This is a genomic window from Komagataeibacter melomenusus (assembly GCF_013155395.1).
Taxonomy (GTDB): Bacteria; Pseudomonadota; Alphaproteobacteria; order Acetobacterales; family Acetobacteraceae; genus Komagataeibacter; species Komagataeibacter melomenusus.
Window position 1 is genome coordinate 51,267 of the sequence record NZ_JABJWC010000015.1, and the last position, 18,665, is coordinate 69,931.

The 18,665-nt window shown below is 66.5% G+C and carries 13 protein-coding genes; 3 read left to right on the forward strand and 10 right to left on the reverse strand.

What is annotated here, in order from left to right; all coding sequences use genetic code 11:
* Positions 1 to 21 precede the first annotated feature (21 nt).
* From HNW77_RS07880 to HNW77_RS07920, 9 genes are all read right to left on the reverse strand, one after another.
* Positions 22 to 1,458 carry a SidA/IucD/PvdA family monooxygenase gene (locus tag HNW77_RS07880; protein WP_241694358.1) on the reverse strand — a complete coding sequence of 479 codons (1,437 nt, stop codon included), beginning with the start codon at positions 1,456 to 1,458 and terminating at the stop codon, positions 22 to 24.
* A 185-nt stretch (positions 1,459 to 1,643) separates the two neighbouring features.
* A complete protein-coding gene (locus HNW77_RS07885) occupies positions 1,644 to 2,600 on the reverse strand; it encodes a LysR family transcriptional regulator (RefSeq protein WP_172156677.1) in 957 nt (318 codons plus the stop codon).
* The gene (gene xdhC / locus HNW77_RS07890; protein ID WP_172156679.1) at positions 2,597 to 3,451 is read right to left on the reverse strand and encodes a xanthine dehydrogenase accessory protein XdhC; all 855 of its coding nucleotides are present in this window, start codon (positions 3,449 to 3,451) and stop codon (positions 2,597 to 2,599) included. The genes HNW77_RS07885 and xdhC overlap by 4 nt, the downstream gene beginning before the upstream one ends.
* Positions 3,452 to 3,456: 5 nt before the next feature.
* On the reverse strand, positions 3,457 to 5,823 hold the full coding sequence (gene xdhB, locus HNW77_RS07895; protein ID WP_172156681.1) for a xanthine dehydrogenase molybdopterin binding subunit: 2,367 nt from the start codon (positions 5,821 to 5,823) through the stop codon (positions 3,457 to 3,459).
* Entirely contained in the window at positions 5,816 to 7,315 is a 1,500-nt protein-coding gene (gene xdhA / locus HNW77_RS07900) for a xanthine dehydrogenase small subunit (protein ID WP_241694359.1), read from the reverse strand. The genes xdhB and xdhA overlap by 8 nt, the downstream gene beginning before the upstream one ends.
* 228 nt (positions 7,316 to 7,543) lie before the next feature.
* Positions 7,544 to 8,893: an amidohydrolase family protein gene (locus HNW77_RS07905; protein ID WP_172156685.1), complete on the reverse strand. Its 1,350-nt coding sequence runs from the start codon at positions 8,891 to 8,893 to the stop codon at positions 7,544 to 7,546.
* Positions 8,894 to 9,060: 167 nt separating this feature from the next.
* Positions 9,061 to 10,557 (reverse strand): Ppx/GppA family phosphatase, encoded by a 1,497-nt coding sequence (locus HNW77_RS07910; protein ID WP_172156686.1) that lies wholly within the window; start codon positions 10,555 to 10,557, stop codon positions 9,061 to 9,063.
* A gap of 45 nt (positions 10,558 to 10,602) precedes the next feature.
* On the reverse strand, positions 10,603 to 12,900 hold the full coding sequence (locus HNW77_RS07915; RefSeq protein ID WP_172156687.1) for an RNA degradosome polyphosphate kinase: 2,298 nt from the start codon (positions 12,898 to 12,900) through the stop codon (positions 10,603 to 10,605).
* Between the two features lie 223 nt (positions 12,901 to 13,123).
* Complete coding sequence (locus HNW77_RS07920) at positions 13,124 to 13,912, reverse strand: P-loop NTPase family protein (RefSeq protein WP_172156688.1); 789 nt, start codon at positions 13,910 to 13,912, stop codon at positions 13,124 to 13,126.
* 134 nt (positions 13,913 to 14,046) lie between these two features.
* On the opposite strand from HNW77_RS07920, the gene purM reads away from it, so the two are divergent.
* Positions 14,047 to 15,147, forward strand: a complete 1,101-nt coding sequence (gene purM, locus HNW77_RS07925; protein ID WP_172156689.1) for a phosphoribosylformylglycinamidine cyclo-ligase — start codon at positions 14,047 to 14,049, stop codon at positions 15,145 to 15,147.
* Between the two features lie 10 nt (positions 15,148 to 15,157).
* Complete coding sequence (gene purN / locus HNW77_RS07930) at positions 15,158 to 15,778, forward strand: phosphoribosylglycinamide formyltransferase (RefSeq protein WP_172156690.1); 621 nt, start codon at positions 15,158 to 15,160, stop codon at positions 15,776 to 15,778.
* 265 nt (positions 15,779 to 16,043) lie between these two features.
* On the opposite strand, the gene ndk is transcribed toward purN, so the two are convergent.
* The gene (gene ndk, locus HNW77_RS07935; protein WP_010514331.1) at positions 16,044 to 16,466 is read right to left on the reverse strand and encodes a nucleoside-diphosphate kinase; all 423 of its coding nucleotides are present in this window, start codon (positions 16,464 to 16,466) and stop codon (positions 16,044 to 16,046) included.
* Positions 16,467 to 16,627: 161 nt separating this feature from the next.
* Between ndk and HNW77_RS07940 the strand changes: the two genes are divergently transcribed.
* The gene (locus HNW77_RS07940) at positions 16,628 to 18,523 is read left to right on the forward strand and encodes an ATP-binding cassette domain-containing protein (protein ID WP_172156691.1); all 1,896 of its coding nucleotides are present in this window, start codon (positions 16,628 to 16,630) and stop codon (positions 18,521 to 18,523) included.
* Positions 18,524 to 18,665: the final 142 nt, after the last annotated feature.

The following is an 18,665-nucleotide window of genomic DNA, read 5'->3' on the forward strand; positions in this document are numbered from 1 at the left end:
GATAAATCTACCCGGGGCGCATCATGCAACAGGAGGATCGAGACTGACTAGTTCCGCCACGTCATAAGACAGCAGACTTTCAAGGTGCTTGCGGCCATCGGCCACGTACAGGTCACGCCCCAGCCCGTGGGCAAGACGCTCCACGCCAAAGCGCATGCCGCTGATCGACGCCCCCGAAAGCCCCATGCTCGGCGTGGCCGAGAACGTGAAATTGTGGATGTTGGCCAGCATGGGCGCCAGCGGATCATTCGGCTCGCGCGGCAGGAACTGGTAGCAGTCGCCCAGGTAGGGATAGCTTTCGAGCACCGCGCTCTCGGCCCCTGCGGGTGCCTTGTAGCGCTCGCCCCACAGGGCGACGGAGGGGGCAAACGATGCGGTCTCGGGCCTGCGGGACAGGTCGGTTGCGAAGCCCGTGCCAATGATCACGAAGTCAAAGCGCATCTCGCCGGTGGGCGAATCGACAACGATTTCATCGCCTTCCATGCGGGCGGCGGTCCAGGGGCAGCCGGTGCGGTAGGCAAAGTTTTCATGCCTGCGGCAGCGCCAGAACGTATCTTGCGGCGGCGGCTGGTTGAGGTCGAAGATACGGCGCATGAAGCCCCAGCGCAGTTCATCGGACAGGGCGGGGTAGTAGGCGAGGAAGCCGGTATTCTCCATCCACCGGTACGGGTTGATGGAAGGGATTTCCTTACGCCGCAGGCACAGCGTGACACTGCCCGCACCTTCCTCGAGTGCCGTGGCGGCATTATCGAACGCCGAGGCCCCGGCGCCGAGCACGCCGATGCGCTTGCCCCTGAGCGCTGCGAAATCGATCGCCTCGGATGTATGGGCATAACGGTCGCGCGGCAGGCCGTTGCGGATGAAGTCGGGCACATGCCACGTGCCACAGCCCTCGATGCCGGTGGCCAGCACCAGCTTGCGGGCATAATGCACATGGCTCGTGCCATCGGGGCGGCGGAAGGTCAGGCGCAGCAGGCCGTCCTCCCACGTCACGCCGCTGAATTCGTGGTCATTGGCCACCGGCAGGTCAAGGATGTCGCGGTACCAGTCGAGATAGGCCTGCCAGTCCCCACGGGGGATCTTGTCCAGTTTCTCCCACGCCTGCGCGCCGTATCGCGCCTCATACCACGAGCGCGGGGTGAGCGAGGGCACGCCAAGGTCGGGGCCGGTCACGTATTTGGGGGTGCGCAGCGTGATCATGCGCGCGAAGGTCACCCACGGGCCTTCGCCACCTTTTGCGGCGCGGTCGAAGATGCGCACGTTGGTGATGTTGTTGCGCTTGAGCGCAAAGGCCGTGGCAAGCCCGCCCTGCCCCGCGCCGATGATCGCCACATCCAGCACGCGCTGTCCATCACGCTCGATGGGGGGAATCCATTCCTTGCGCGGGTAGCGGATGATTTCCAGATCGCGGCGCACGGCTGCATCGAGCGCTGCCAGCCCCCCGTCTTTCGGCTGCATGTTGGTATCCATCTGCGGGTCCCCATCTGTTTTTGCGTCTTGTGCTGATGCAGCCCCGTATGACGTCCCCCGACGCCATACGGATATCCCCCAACCGCACCACGATGGGTTGATCTAATCAGCCCGCAGGCTGTTCCGTCCAGTAGAATGATTTCATCGTTCCGTTGCGTAAATCGCAACAGGGTTCAGACCACGCGCTCGTCGCCCACGCCCTGCACGCGGCGCAACTCGAGGCGCAGTTCCTCGATCACGGTTTCCAGCAATGGCGGCAGCCAGCGGGATTCACGCACATAGGCCCCGAGGTCGGTCACGGCGCGGGTATCACGCAATGGCACATGGCGCAGGCTGTCCTGGCCGGGCTGCACGCCTACGGCCAGCGGCGACTGGAAGGCCAGCCCCGCGCCGGCAAGCACCATGCGGTTGGTCAGTTCGATCGAGCCGGTATGCAGCACCACGTTCAGCCGGTCCTGCCACGGGCGCAGCATGGGCTCCATCACGCGGTAGAGCGAGAGCGTGCGCGTGGGCAGGATCAGCCGGTAGGCCACGCATTCCTCCACCGTTACGGTGCGCAGGTGTGCCAGCGGATGATCGGCCCGCACCACCGCGCCGACCGGGAAGTGCCCCACCGCCACCCGCCGCAGTTCGGGGTACAGCGCCAGCGAGAACGCGATGCCAAGGTCCACCCGCCCATCCTGCAACGCCGAGACGATGGTTTTTGGGGCGCCGACCTCCACATGCAGCTCAACGCTGGGGAAGGCCGAGATGATGCGCTCGAGCAGCGCGGGCAAGAGCTGGCCCGCAATCCCTTCCACCGCCATGATGCGCAGCCTGCCGTCATGCCGGCCGGACAGGGCGTTGATCTGCTCCTCCGTCCGGGCGGCATCCTGCATCACGGTCACGATATGGCGGGCCATGATGGTGCCCACCTCGGTCAGGACCATGCCCTCGGGCAGGCGGTCGAACAGGGGCGCGCCGATCTCGGCCTCCATCTGCGCAAGCTGGCGCGTCAGCGCCGAGGGCGTGACATTGAGCCTGCGCGCCGCCTCGCGGATGGAGCGGCATTCGCGCACCGCATTGAAATAGGAAATGCCCCGCGCGTGCAGGCGCATCATGCGGGGCGTGCGCGAAAGCGGATCGTTCATAGGCGTCTCTCATCCCCATCTGCATCACGGCCTTCCTGTGCGGCATGCACGAAGCGCGTGACGATTTCCGCCGCCACCAGCGCCGCGATGACCGAAGGCCGCTTGTCACGCACGCCCTGCCCCCCGATGGGGCAGACCATGGCCCTGATGCGCTCTTCAGGCAGGCCGAGCGCGCGGAAGGCCATCTCGAAGCGGCGGCGCTTGGTGTGCGAGCCGATCAGGCCCACATAGCGAAAGTCGCCCCGTTCGAGGATGGATGCAACAATCAGGCTGTCAAGCGCGTGGCTCTGGGTCAGCACCAGCGCGCCTGATCCGGCGGGCGCATCGGTTACAAGGCGCTGCCAGTCGCCATCATCATGCACCTCTACCCCTGCGGGAATGACGGGGCCGAATTCATGCGGGCGCGAATCGCACCATGCCAGCCGCAGCGGCAGCGGGGCCAGCACATGCGCCAGGGCGCGGCCCACATGCCCTGCCCCGAACAGCAACAGCAGCGGAGCCTCGCGGCGCTGGCGCTCGAGTTGCGCCATGACAGCGTCCAGCCCCCTGCCATCGGGCACGTCGATGAACAGCCTCACCTCGCCCCCGCAGCATTGCCCGGAGTTGCCCCCAAGGTCGATGCGCAGGTCCTGCCCGCCACCCCCCGTGGCCAGCAGGTGGCGGGCGTGATAGACGGCGTTCCATTCCAGATCCCCACCGCCCACCGTGCCGGACTGCTCCGTGGCGGTGACCAGCATGAAGGTGCCCGCCTCACGCGGGGTGGACCCCCGCGCGGCAGCCACGCTGATCCGGGCGACCGGCTGGCCCATGAGCCGCCAGCGGGCCAGATCGGCGCGCATTTCCATGCTCATGGGGTTCAGCCAGCGGCAGGCTGGCCGCAGCGCAGGCGATCTGCCGTGCGCAGGATCATCTCCGGCGTGGCGGGCGCGTCCAGCCGGGGGCAGGTGCGGTAGCCATCAAGGCTGGCCAGCGCATCCGATATGGCCTGCAGCACCGACACCCCATGCACGAAGGGCGGCTCGCCTACCGCCTTGGAGCGGAAGATGGTGTGCTCGCGGTTGGGCGCGTTTTCCAGCAATTCCACGTTGAACACGCGCGGGCGGTCGGAACAGGCGGGGATTTTATAGGTGCTGGGCGCGTGCGTGCGCAGGCGGCCTGCATCGTCCCACACCAGTTCCTCGCATGTCAGCCAGCCAGCCCCCTGCACGAAACCGCCCTCGATCTGGCCGATGTCGAGGGCCGGGTTCAGCGACTGGCCCGCGTCATGCAGGATATCGACCCGGTCAATCTTCGTCTCGCCCGTCAGCAGGTCGATCACCACCTCCGAACACGCGGCCCCGTAGGCGAAGTAATAGAAGGGCCGCCCCTGCCCCGTATCGCCATTCCACGAGATCCTGGGCGTTTTGTAGAACCCGTTGGCCGACATGGACACGCGCGCGAAATAGGCCTGCCGGGTCAGGTGCGCAAACGCGATCACCTTCTCACCCACATGCACGCCATCGGGGGCGAAGCGCACCGCGTCCTCGCCTACGTTCCAGTGGCTGGCGGCAAATTCAACCAGCCTGCGCTTGATGCGGCGCACGGCATCGAGCACCGCCATGCCGTTGAGGTCCGCCCCACTCGAGGCCGCCGTGGCGGACGTGTTGGGCACCTTGCCGGTAGTGGTGGCGGTAATGCGCACCTGGTCGGTGCCCAGGCCGAATTCGCGCATGGCCACCTGCACCATCTTGGTGTGCAGGCCCTGGCCCATCTCGGTGCCGCCGTGGTTCACCTGCACCGAGCCATCGGTATAGACATGCACCAGCGCACCGGCCTGGTTGTAATGGGTGGCTGTGAACGAGATGCCGAATTTGACTGGCGTGATGGCAATGCCGCGCCGCAGGTAGGGGCTGGTGGCGTTGAATTCGCGGCATGCCGCGCGGCGTTCGGTATAATGGCAGCGCCGGGCCAGTGCGGGCAGCAGGTCGTGGGTGATCGAGTCCTCCACCACCATGTTGTACGGCGTGACATTGCGCTCATGCGTGCCATAGACGTTGCGCAGCCGCACTTCGAGCGGGTCGAGGCCGGTGGCAAACGCAATCTCCTCGATCACGCGCTCGGCAGCGACAATGCCCTGCGGGCCGCCAAAGCCGCGATAGGCGGTGTTGGACTGCGTGTTGGTGCGCAGCGGCTCCGAGCGCAGGCGCACATCGGGGTAGAAATAGGCGTTATCGGCATGGAACAGCGCCCGGTCGATGACCGGGCCGGACAGGTCGGCCGACCAGCCACACCGCGCGGCAAGCACCATGTCCACCGCCACGATGCGCCCATCATCGGTAAAGCCTGCATCGTAATCGATCACGAAGTCATGGCGCTTGCCGGTCATGGTCATGTCGTCATCGCGGTCGAGGCGCATCTTGGCCGCCCGGCCCGTCCTGTCAGCCACAAGGGCGGCGAGGCAGGCACAGGCATTGGCCTGCGTTTCCTTGCCGCCAAAGCCGCCGCCCATGCGCCGCACCTCGACGGTGATGAGGTTGGCGGGGCGGTCGAGCACATGGGCGACCATATGCTGTGTCTCGGTCGGGTGCTGGGTGGATGAAGTGACATGCATCTCCCCCTCCTCGCCCGGCCGGGCCAGCGCCACCTGCCCCTCAAGGTAGAAATGCTCCTGCCCGCCCACCGTGATCCGGCCCGACAGCCTGCGCGGCGCGTGTTCCAGCCCGGCCAGAACGTCGCCGCGCTTCATTTCCATGGGCCGCCAGACCAGCGGGCTGCCATTCTCACGGGCCTGCGCGATATTGAGGATGGCGGGCAGGTCTTCATAATCCACAACCGCCAGACGCGCCGCGCGCCGGGCCGCTCCCCGCGTGGTGGCGGCCACGACAAAGAGCGGCTGGCCGTAAAAGGAGACAATATCTTTTGCCAGCAACGGCTCATCACCCTTGCCCACCGGGCTGATCTGGTTCTCGCCCGGTATGTCGGCCGCCGTATAGACCGCCACCACGCCTTTGGCCTGCCGCACGGCATCAAGGTTCATGGACACGATGCGGGCATGGGCGCGCGTGCTCAGGCCGGGCACGAGGTGCAGCGTGCCACGCGGTTCGGGCAGGTCGTCAATATAACTGGCCGTGCCCTGCACGTGCATGGCCGCACTCTCGTGGCGCAGGCTTTCCGATGCGCCGCCGGGCACGATGCCCGCAGCCGATACGGGGGCGGTGGTGGCCGTGATGTGTGCATCAGCCATGAGCGTGTTCTCCCGTGGCGGTACAGGCGGCGTGCACGCTGGTGGATGCACGGGCGGCCTGCGGCCCGCACTCAGCGTAAAGCCGGGTGAGCAGGTTGGCGGCCACCGTGCTGCGGTACCACGCGCTGGCCCGCATGTCGCTCAGCGGCGTGAAATCTGCCGTGATCGCCTCACGCGCGGCTGCCAGCGTGGCTTCAGTCCACTTCCGGCCCGCCAGGGCGGCTTCCGTGCGGGTGGCGCGCCGCGGGGTGGCCGCCATGCCGCCAAAGGCGATGCGCGGGTTACTGATGGTGCCATCAGGCGCAAGCGTGAGCGAAAACGCGCCCAGAATGGCCGAGATGTCCTGATCGAACCGCTTGGACACTTTCCATGCGCGGATGAGCGTATCGGGTGCCGGGGCAGGAATGGTGATCCCTTCCACAAACTCGCCCGGCGCGCGGTCCTGCTGGCCGTAATCCACAAAGAAATCTTCCAGCGCGAGGGTGCGGCGCGTATCGCCCCGGCGCAGGTGCAACTGCGCCCCTGCCGCGATCAGCACCGGCGGCCCATCGCCAATGGGCGAGCCGTTGGCAATGTTGCCGCACACCGTGCCCGCATTGCGCACCTGCACCGAGCCGATGCGGCGGAACACTTCCTCATCCGGCTGGGGCAGGATGTGCGCCAGCGCCGCGCGGGCTTCCTGCCATGTTACCGCCGCGCCGATGTACAGCCCGTCCGCCGTGGCCGCGATACGCCGCAGGTCGGCAATCTGGCCAATGGAGATCACATGCGGCAGGTCGCGCAGGCCCTTGATCACCCACAGCCCCACATCGGTCGCCCCCGCCACGATGCGGGCCTGCGGGCTTTCAAGCAGCGTGTGGGCCAGTCCATCCGCCGTTGCGGGAATGCTCAGGCGGCCCGCAGGCCCGGTCATGTCAACCGTGGCCCCGTCACGCAGGGCGCGCAGGCGCGCGGCCATATCATCGGCCATGGCATCGAAATGGTCCGGCCCGGCCTGCATGGCGTGGCGCATGGCGCGCACGATGGGCGCATAGCCGGTGCAGCGGCACAGATTGCCTGCCAGCATGTCGTCAATGCCGCGTTCATCCTGCGCCAGTCCCGCCGCCTTGCGGCCCGCCACCATGGACATGACAAAGCCCGGCGTGCAGAAGCCGCATTGCGAGCCGTGATGCTCCACCATGGCCTGCTGCACCGGGTGCAGGCTGCCATCGGGGGCGCGCATGTCCTCGATGGTGAGCACCTGCGCGCCATCGAGCATGCATACGAACTGGATGCACGCATTGACCGCGCGCCAGACCAGGCGCGCGCCCTCAAGCCTGACCACGAGCACCGTGCAGGCGCCGCAATCGCCCTCGTTACAGCCTTCCTTGGTGCCGGTCAGGCCACGCTCCTCGCGCAGCCAGTCCAGCAGCGTACGTGTTGGCGCGATGCTGGCCAACGCATGATATTCGTTTCCGACATAGAAACGGATATCGTGTCTGATCCCCGTCAAACCTGTTCCCTTAGTCCTGTGGCCACGGACTGCCTCACCCCCCTCAAGGCAGACAGCCGGAACAGCCATTGATGTCTGTTGATCCCCTTATATGGGAAAGTGATCCTACCCTGTCACCCCACCCCAAGGCAAAGGACAATGCCGTGACGCGTTTTTTGCAGGTGCGGGCCGGCACGCCGCCTTTTTGCAAAAAAAGCGGTGCCCAAAAGTTTCATTCCTGGCCTGTTTTCAAACGGATAACCGCGCTGCCTGCCGCATCCGCGCGGACAGGCCGGGCCGGAACGCGGGGCATGGCACGTAGGCCCCCTGGCCTGTGCCTTCATGCAATGCCCCGTTGCGGAACACGACCACGCCGCCCCGGATGACGCATTCTGGCTGGCCACCGAGCATGATGCCCCCGTACAGGCCGCCCGCGCTGGCTGGGCGCAACGCCTGCGCATCGGGGTTCCACAGCACGAGGTCGGCATCCGCGCCCGGCATGATGGCCCCCTTGCGGGGATAGATGTTGAATGCCATTGCCGCCGCCTCCGCCGTGGCGCGGACGAATTCCTCCGCCGTCAGCACGCCTGCCTGCACGCCATGCCGCCACACCACGCGCATCCGCTCGGCCAGCCCCTCCGCCATGCCATGCCCCGCCTGCCGGGCCGGGCTGAAGCCGCTGGCCACCATGCCCACCGCCCCACAGGACAGCGCACCCCACAGCGCGCGGCGATGCGTGCCATCCCGAAAGGGCGGGCGACTCAGGTAGGGGGACGGGTCATCGGCGTCATAAACCGCCTCATCGAGCACGAGATGCGGGGCGAGCACATGCGCCTGCACGCGCTGGGCCTGGGCGCGGGCGGTGATGATGGCGGCACACGCGCCCGCGGTTGAAACCGGGCCGACATGCACCGGCGCCCCCACCAGCCCTGCCAGCATGATGGCCCGGCCCACGGCTTCCGCCTCGATGGCTGGCGGGCAGGCCAGCGCGCAGGCCTCGGCCCCGCTCACCCCCGCATGGTCAAGGGCTGTGCGCAGGTAAGCCATGGCCTGCGCGTTCTGCGCCTCGATCACGCACAATGCGCCAAGCCCTGCCGCATGGGTCGCCAGATCAAGGATGTCACGATCCGCCATGCCCGATGCCATGGGCAGGTGAAAGCTGTTGACCCCAAGGCCCGCCAGCGTGTCCATGCCGCCCATGACAGCGCCACCGGCCCCAGGCAGCCCCATGCACAGCCCGACATCAACCGGCGCGCGGGCTGCCGCGTGCCGCCAGTCGCGCCCGGCGCGCGCCACGTCCCGCCCCTCGGGCCGCATCACATCAATGATGGTGGTGGTACCGCCAGCCAGCGCCTCGGCCGTTGCGGCAAAACCGGCTTCATCCGCGCCGATGCCGGTGTGGGGGTCCACCCCGCCCGGCAGCACCAGCAGGCCACCGGCATCAATGACCGTGCAGGCGGTGGGGGCCTCGAGTTCAGGCCCCACGGCCAGGATTTCACCCACGCCGCCACACAGCACGTCCACCCGCAGGCTGGCCTGCCCCGTGACCACCGTGCCCCCGCGGACCAGCAGCAGGTCACGCTGCGCTCCGTGCTTCATGCTGCCCTCCGTCACCGATCTGCCTGCGGGCAATCACGCAGGTGCCGCCTTTTTAGAAAAAGTGGAATTGCTCCAACTCATTGTTTATCGAGCCTCTTCACCAGTTCGGATGTATCCATTCAAACTGGATCTGCTCTGGACACTTCTATTCTGCTTCAGTTTCTCACTTAATGATCGCGGATGCGCACCGGCATGTCCATGGCGCTGCCCAGGCGCTCGAGCCTGCGGCGCACGCTCTCGCCCTGCACCACGTCGCGTCCCGGCGCGAAATGCAGCGACAGCGTGCCACCCGCCATTTCCAGCCGCGTGCCATCAAGCAGGGCCTCCGTGCCGCCACTCACCGTATAGGCCAGCCGCAGCGCCTGCCCCAGCACCACGGCACGGGCAAACTGCGCGGGGTCCAGCAACTGGCGCGAGGGTTGCAGATATGCCACCGACAGGTCGGCCCCGTAGCGCACCGCAAGCGTAAGCGACAGGAACGCCCGCGCCTGATGCGTAAAGCCCACGCCCTGCAGGCGCAGGATGCGCAGGTAGGTCTGCTCGGCGCGGTATTCCGGGTGGTCATGCGCCCCCACATCCGACAGCCAGCACGCCACCGCGCGCAGCCGGGCGGCCACGGGGTCATCATCGGAGAAGAGCGGGGCCGTCCAGTCCGCCAGACGCTCGGGCAACTGCATGCTGCGGCCGAGCATGCTGCACATTTCACGCGCCACGGCATCCTGCGGGTCGTTATCGGCCACACTTGCGGCGACATTGCGCATGTACCATCCCTCGCGCAGGCCATCGACGCAGAAGACCAGCCCATTAGGCTGCGCATGCCGCATGAGGCGGCGCAGCACGGTCGCGGCGAAGGGCGCATCATCAAGCCGCTTGCGCGGCACGCCGGGCAGGCGCTCGATCGAGCGCTTGCTGGCGCTCAGGATCCAGTCCGTCATCTCGCGCGCGGTGTCGGGCGCAAGCTGGTACAGGTGCACGATATTGAGCGGATAGGCCGTGCGCGCGATCTGCATGCGCGCCAGCGCCCGAAAGGCGCCGCCCACCAGGTACAGATCCTGCCCGCGCACGGCCTCCAGCCAGTCCACGCGGGCCAGGTCTTCATCAACCAGCGCGCGCGCGCGGGCCAGGTCACCATCGGCACGGTCATTGAGCCGGATCACGCCCAGCGGCAGGGTGCAGGCATCGCGCTTGCGCCCGTTCTCAATCCGGATCAGCTCAAGGGAGCCACCACCAATATCAGCCACCAGACCGTTGGCATCAGGTATGCCGCACAGCACGCCGGTGGCGGAATAATCGGCCTCCTCCTCTCCGCTCAATATGCGGATCGGCACGCCGGGCAGGCGTGATTTCAGCCCCGCCACGAATTCCGGTCCGTTGGTGGCGTCACGCACCGCCGCCGTGGCCAGTACCTCGAACGGGCTGGCCTCCATGCCGCGCGCAATGGCGTTGAAGCGGGCCATGACCTCCATGGCCAGGGGCACCGCCTCCTCGTTCAGCCGGCCCGTGGCGTTGAGCCCCCGGCCCAGCCTGAGCACGACCTTCTCGTTGAAGATGGGCGCCGGATTGCGCGAAATGCCGTCAAACACCACAAGGCGCACGGAATTCGAACCCAGATCAATGACCGCCGAACGGCGAAACCCGCCAGCACCCGTCACATCGCGCCCCATATGCTGCCAGCGCATCCTGCCTTGAGCGTGCCCATGCCGTAATCCTCAGTCCTCAATAATCTGTTCCGCATGCCACGGCTGCGATGCGCTGACCCGGATCGGGGCTTCTGGCGCGCCACGCACCGGATAGCCCGGATGCTCCATGAAATACTCATGCGATGAAAAGGGCCTGCGCCCCGGCTCCAGCCGCCGCCAGACCCCGTTACGCTGTAGAATCCACGACTGCAGGTTGTCTTTGAGATCGATCATCATGATCTGGTCAAGCACGCGGGCATGAATTTGCGGGTCGAGCATGGGCACCATGCTTTCCACCCGCCAGTCCATGTTGCGCTGCATCCAGTCCGCCGAGGAAATGTACAGCTTCGCCTGCTTCGACGGCAGGCGGTGCCCGTCGCCAAAGGCATAGATGCGCGCATGCTCCAAAAAGCGCCCCACGATGGACTTGACCTTGATGTTCTCCGAAAGGCCCGGAACACCGGGGCGCAGGCAGCAGATGCCGCGCACCACGGCCACGATGCGCACCCCCGCGTTGGATGCGGCATACAGCCGGTCGATCAGGTCGGGATCGACCAGCGAGTTCATCTTGAGCCAGATCTGCCCCGGCCTGCCCGCCTGCACATGCGCGATCTCGCCTGCAATCAGGTCTTCCAGCGTGCGGCGGATGGTCACGGGCGAGAACGCGATCGCCTCCATCTTCGCAGGCATGGCGTAGCCGGTCATGTAGTTGAACAGCCGCGCCGAATCGCGCGCAAGCTCCGGGTTGCACGTAAAGAACGACAGGTCGGTATAGATCCGCGCGGTGATGGGATGGTAGTTGCCGGTGCCGAAATGCGCGTACGAGCGCAGGCCACTGCCCTCGCGCCGCACCACGAGGCTGAGCTTGGCGTGGGTCTTGAGGTCGGAGAAGCCAAAGACCACCTGCACGCCCGCCGCCTCGAGCGCGCGGGCGAGGCGGATGTTTGCCTCCTCATCAAACCGGGCGCGCAGTTCCACCATGGCGGTGACCGCCTTGCCTGCTTCCGCCGCCTCGATCAGCGCCTTGACGATCGGGCTGTCACGCGAGGTGCGGTACAGTGTCTGCTTGATCGCCACCACGGCGGGGTCGAGCGCTGCCTGCCGCAGGAACTGCACCACCACGTCAAAACTTTCAAACGGGTGGTGGACGATCATGTCGCGCGCGCGGATGGCGGCAAAGCAGTCGCCCCCGCAATCGACAATCCGCTCGGGGAAGCGCGGCGTATAGGGCGGGAACAGAAGGTCGGGCCGGTCATCGACAATAAGCTGCTTGAGGTCCACCACCCCGATCAGCCCGGACTGCACGAACACTTCATCAGGCGGGGGGGCAAGCCCGTCGGCCATGGAGCGGGCCAGGTCCTCGGGCATGCGCGATTCGATATCGAGATGGATCACCACGCCACGCCTGCGCCGCTTGAGCGCGCTCTCATAGGAGCGGACCAGATCCTCCGCCTCGTCCTCGAACTCCACATCCGTGTCGCGCACCACGCGCATCACGCCCCAGTCGCCTGCCACGAGGCCGGGGAACAGGCGGTCGATGCACATCACGATCAGGCGCTCGAGCAGGATGAAGCGCGTAACGCCGGGCGGCGACAGGGCGGCAGGCAGGCGGATGAAACGCTCGATGCGCGCGGGCAGCAGGATCAGCGCCTCCATCACGAACTGCCCGGTCTCGGCATTCATCAGCCGCAGCGCCTGGGCTATGCCCATGTTGGGGATGAAGGGCAGCGGATGGGCGGGGTCGATGGCCAGCGGCGTAAGCACGGGGAAGACGCGCTCCATGAAGCAGCTATCGAGCCATTCCTGCTCCTCGGCGGTGAACGAGACCTCATCGCACACCACCACGCCCGCGGCCTCGAGTTCGCGCTGCAGGTCGCGCCAGATGCGCTGCTGCTCCTGCAACAGCCGCCCCGTCCGCTCGCGCACGGCGGAAAGCTGCTGCTGCGGTGTCAGCCCATCGGGCGAGGTCTTGACCAGCCCCTCGCGCACCTGCCCCACAAGCCCGGCCACGCGCACGGAATAGAATTCATCAAGGTTCGAAGCACTGATCGACAGGAAGCGCACGCGCTCGAGCAACGGGTTGCGGGGGTTGTCGGCCTCGTCAACCACGCGCTGGTTGAAGTCGAGCCAGGAGAGTTCGCGGTTGATGAAGCGGGCGGGCGATGTGATGTCGATCAGGGTTTCAGGCGCTTCGCGCAGGGCGACCTGCCGCCCTGCCGTCTTGGTGGACGTGGCGCGGCTGCGCGCGCGGGGCGCCGGTCTTGCGCCCGTGGCAGGCTTGCGTGGCGTTCTGGCCAATGGATTCGCGCTCCCGTTCGGCGGTGGCATTGCTTGTTGCAAGTGATTCTAGACGACGGAGCATCCTCTTGGCCAGCGCCAAGCCCGCGCTTGCTCCGCTCCCCCTTAAGGGCAGCACCCCGCGGTTTCTGGTGAAGCTTTTTTCAAAATGCCTGAAGGGAACACCGCCTTTTTGAAAAAAGGCGGCACCCGGAACCTTTTATTCCTCAAGGGATGCCTGCCAGCGCGCTTCAGCCTGCGGCCCATGAATTTTTCATGACACGCGCGGGCCCCTGTTTTTCCAGTCGGAAGGGAGCCGTGGCGGTTCGACCGGCAGCAGGTCGGCCAGCGCGTGTGCGGCGAGGGCGCGGGTGACCGGGCGGCCCGAGGCAAGGGCCGTGTGATCCAGCCGGTTCGCGGCCTCCTGCATGGCCAGCGCCGTGCGTGGCAGGCGGCGCAGCAGCCACTCCACCACCGGCTGTGCCACCACGATCTGCCGCTCGGCCAGAAGCCGCAGCAGCAGCACACGCAACAGCCCGTCGCCCGGCTGGCCAATGGCCACCGCCATCGTCGCGCGCAGCCGGCTGGCCAGGTCCGGCAGGGCCACCGCCCAGCGCGCGGGCGGCGTGCGCGCGCCAAGCAGCAGCACCATGCCATGCTCGCGCGCGGCATTGATCAGGTGCAGGAGCGCGCGCTCATCGGCGCATTCATCCGCACTGTCGAGCGCAATGGCCATGAGCGGCACCCGCGCCCCGCAGGCCGGGAACAATGCCGCCACATGCGCGCGTGACAGGCTAGCCCCATGCAGCAGCCGCGCGCCATGACGGTTGGCCCAGATTTCAAGCAGGTGGGTCTTGCCGGTGCCCGCCGCGCCCCACAGCGCCAGCCTGCGCTCGGGCCAGGGCGTGGGGCCAAGCAGCCAGCTGCGGGCGGCGGCGTTGGAGGGGGCAAAAACGAAATCGGCAGCATGGAAACGCGGCGTGTGGGCAAACGGCAACACCATCTGCCCGATCACCCCGGCAGGCGTGTTTTCATCCGTTTTCAGCTTCGTATGCTCAACCACCGCTTTGTGCGCAGCCCCACCATGACGTAAAGAAAGCCGGAAGTCCGTTTGAACCCGGCTCCAAGGGCGGTTTTCATAGCCTGCGCGAGGGAGTCCGGGAAAGTGATAGTTTGCTTGTGAAAAAGGCCTGCTGCATGACGTCCGCCCCCCGCCCGACCACCCCTGCCTCCGACAACGCGCCCAGCGCCACCTACCGCGATGCCGGGGTGGACATTGCCGCGGGTGACGCGCTTGTCGAAGTCATCAAGCCTGCGGCCAAGGCCACGGACCGCCCCGGCACCATGGGCGGGCTTGGCGGATTCGGCGCGCTGTTCGACCTCAAGGCCGCCGGTTTTTCCGATCCCATCCTCGTATCCTGCACCGATGGCGTGGGCACCAAGCTCATGATCGCCATCGAGAGCGGCCTGCATGAAACCGTGGGCATCGACCTCGTGGCCATGTGCGTGAACGACCTTGTGGTGCAGGGGGCAACGCCGCTGTTTTTCCTCGACTACTTCGCCACCGGCAAGCTCGCCGTCGAGGATGCCGCCAAGGTGGTGCGCGGCATAGCCAAGGGCTGCGCCGAGTCGGGCTGTGCGCTGGTGGGTGGCGAGACCGCCGAGATGCCGGGCATGTACGGCCCCGGCCATTACGACCTGGCCGGCTTTTCGGTCGGTGCGGCCGAGCGCACGGCGCTGCTGCCCGGCGATATCCGCCCCGGTGACACGCTGATCGCGCTGCCATCGGCAGGCGTGCATTCCAACGGGTTCTCGCTGGTGCGCAACATTGTCAAGCGCAGCGGGCTGGGCTGGGATGCCCCCTGCCCGTTTGCCGAGGGCCAGACCCTGGGCGAGGCGCTGATGACGCCCACCACGCTATACGTGCGCCCCGTGCTCGACCTGCACCACGCGGGCCTGCTGGTGGGTGCTGCCCACATTACCGGCGGCGGCCTGCCGGGCAACCTGCCGCGCGTGCTGCCCAAGGGCGTGCGCGCCGTGCTGGATGGCACGGCCTGGCCGGTGCCGCCGGTCTTCCCGTGGCTGGCCAGCATTGGCAATGTCACCACCGAGGAAATGCTGCGCGTGTTCAACTGCGGCGTGGGCATGGTGCTGGTGGTGCGCGATGCCGATGCCGCCATGGCGAAGCTGGCCGAGCGCGGGCAGCAGGCCTTCATCATCGGCACCATCACGCCGGGCGAGAGCCCGGACAGCCCCGCCACCCTGACCTTTGATGAACTGCCCGAACTGCGTGACTGACCCCGCCCCGATGCAAAAGACCCCCATCGCCATCCTCATCAGCGGGCGCGGCAGCAACATGCGCGCGCTGATCGAAGCCTGTGCGCGACCCGACTACCCAGCCCGCATCGCCCTGGTGCTGAGCAACAACCCCGACGCGCCGGGGCTGGACGTGGCCCGTTCCGCAGGACTTGAGGCACGGGCCATCGACCACCGCGCCTACCCCCGCGACCGCGAGGGCCACGAGCGCGCGCTCGATGCCACGCTGCGGGCGGCAGGCGTGGAGTATATCTGCCTTGCGGGCTACATGCGCCTGCTCACGCCCTTCCTCACCACGGCGTGGAAGGGGCGGATGCTCAACATCCACCCCAGCCTGCTCCCCGCCTTTCCCGGCCTGCACACGCATGAGCGCGCGCTGGAAAACGGCACCCGCATCCATGGCTGCACCGTGCATTGGGTAACCGAGGGCATGGATGAAGGCCCGGTCATCGGCCAGGCCGCCGTGCCCGTGCTTGATGGCGACACGCCAGACATGCTCGCCGCCCGCGTGCTGGTGCAGGAACACAGGCTCTACCCCGCCGCCCTGCGCCGCGTGCTGGCCCCGGCCACGACACCCGTGCCTGACGCGGCTGACAGCCTGCTGTCAGTTTAAACAGGCTTCCCGGCGCTGCCTTTTTTGACAGGACAGCGTCCGGTCGAAGCTTTTTGAAAAAAGCTTCACCAAAAACTTTTCTCTTCTGCTGTCCTTTGCCGGGCCTGTGCTGCGGCCTGTGCGGCCCTTTCCGTTTTTCAATGTCATTATGTGCGATAAAATATTGAGGCGGCAATCCGCCCGCAGGCATAAAAAAAGCCGACCCGCAGGTCGGCTTTTCCGTAACCGGGGCATCACACCCCGGCCCGTCACTGATCGGGAAGGATCAGGGCAGGATCTCGGTGCCAGCGAAGAAGAAGGAGATCTCGTTCTTCGCGTTCTCGAGGCTGTCGGAACCGTGCACGGAGTTGGCTTCGATGCTCTCGGCAAACTGGGCGCGGATGGTGTGGGCTTCGGCCTTCTTGGGGTCGGTCGCACCCATCACTTCGCGGTTCTTCAGCACGGCGTTCTCGCCTTCAAGCACCTGCACCACGACCGGGCCGGAGATCATGAAGGACACGAGGTCGTTGTAGAACGGACGCTCCTTGTGCACTTCATAGAACGCGCCAGCGGTCGCCTTGGTCAGCTGGATGCGCTTCTGGGCAACGATGCGCAGGCCATTGCCTTCGAACACGGCATTGATCTTGCCGGTCAGGTTACGGCGGGTCGCATCGGGCTTGATGATGGAGAGGGTACGTTCGACTGCCATGGGACAGCTCCTTTCAACAGGTTGCAAAATATACGAGGCGGCATTGGACATAGGCCGACATCACCTTACAACCGCCATCTAGAGCATATCGCCGCAGACTGGTAGGTACAAACCCGCACGAAACCAGCCATGCCCCCCTTTATTGCCGGAGTTTTCCGCCCGTGAGCCTGCTCGTCATATCTGACCTGACCCTGCGCATTGCAGGGCGCACCCTGCTTGATGGCGCGAGCCTGAGCATCGACCCCGGCCGCAAGATCGGCCTCGTGGGCCGCAACGGGGCGGGCAAGTCCACGCTGCTGGCCGCCATTGCGGGTGATATCGCGCCCGATGGCGGCACCATTCACCTTTCCGCCCGTGCGCGCATGGCCCGCATCAAGCAGGAGGCGCCTACCGGCTACGGCTCCCTGCTCGACACCGTGCTGGCGGGCGATACCGAGCGCACGAGCCTGCTGGCCGAATCCGAAACCTGCACCGACCCCGCCCGCATTGCCGATATCCACGAGCGCCTGCTGGCCATCGATGCCCACAGCGCGCCTGCCCGCGCCGCCGCCATCCTGTCCGGCCTCGGCTTTGACGCCAGCGCCCAGGGCCGCCCGGTATCCGACTTTTCGGGCGGGTGGCGCATGCGCGTGGCGCTGGCGACGGCGCTGTTCCTTAACCCCGACCTGCTGCTGCTTGATGAGCCGACCAACCATCTTGATCTGGAAGCCACGATCTGGCTCGAGAATTGGCTGGCCCGCTTTGGGGGTGCTGCCCTGATTGTCAGCCACGACCGCGGCCTGCTTGACCGCGCGGTGGATGCCATCGCCCATCTTGACCACGGCAAGCTCACGCTTACGCCCGGCGGGTATGAGGAATTCGTGCGCATCCGCACCGAGCAGGCGCTGCAACAGGCCCGCATGGCCGAGCGCATCAATGCCAAGCGCGCGCACATGCAGTCCTTTGTCGATCGTTTCCGCGCCAAGGCCACCAAGGCCAAGCAGGCGCAGGCCCGCATCAAGGCGCTGGAAAAACTGCCCCAGATCGACAGCGTGGTGGAGGATACGCCCAGCCACTTCTCCTTCCCCGAGCCCTCGCCCCTGCCGCCCCCCATGCTGACCATGGAGCGCGTGCGTGCGGGGTATGGCGATCATACCATCCTGTCCAACCTGTCGCTGCGCATCGACATGGAGGACCGCATCGCCCTGCTTGGCGCCAACGGCAACGGCAAATCCACCTTCGCCAAGCTGGTCGCGGGCAGGCTTGCGCCACAATCAGGCACGATCCAGCACAGCCCCAAGCTGAAGGTGGGCTATTTTGCCCAGCATCAGGCCGAGGAACTGCGGCCTGACGAGACCCCGGTCGACCACATGGCCCGCGCCCTGCCCGAGGCCACGCCGCCTGCCGTGCGCGCGCAGCTTGCCCGTTTCGGGCTGGATGCGGAGCGGGCCGAAACCCCCACGCGCGACCTGTCAGGCGGCGAGAAGGCCCGCCTGCTGCTGGCACTGGCCACGCGCGATGCCCCGCACCTGCTGATCCTGGATGAACCGACCAACCACCTCGACCTTGATGCGCGCGATGCGCTGATCCGTGCCCTGGCCGAATTCGAGGGCGCGGTGCTGCTGATCAGCCATGACCCGCATCTGGTTGAGCTCGTGGCCGACCGGCTATGGCTGGTGGGCGATGGCACGATGCGCCCGTTTGAAGGTGACATGGCGGAATACCGCGTCTGGCTGACCGAACGCGCCCGCGCGGTGGCAGCAAACAACCCTGACCGCCCCGCCGCCGCCCCAAAGCGCGATGACCGCCGCGAACGCGCCGAGGCCCGCAAGGCCACCGCCCCCCTGCGCAAGCGCATCCGCGATGCCGAGCAGCTTATGGCAAAGCTGGTGGCCGAGCGCACAAAGCTGGAAGCCCGCCTGGCCGACCCGAAACTGTATGAAACCGGCAAGCCCGAGGAAGTGACGGCGCTCAACACCCGCCTGGCCGCCATCGCGCGCGAACATGACCGCGCGGAGGAAGACTGGCTGGAGGCCGAAACAGAGCTTGAAGCCGCGAATGCGGACGAAGGCCGATAAAAGTTCTTGGTGAAGCTTTTTTCAGGGTCTGTTTGGAATTGATTTTTCACAAGGTCCCTGATGTGCTTTAAACTGCATATGGATCGCTTGATATTGACGGATGCCCAATGGGCGAAAATGGAACCGCTGTGCCTTGGCAAGC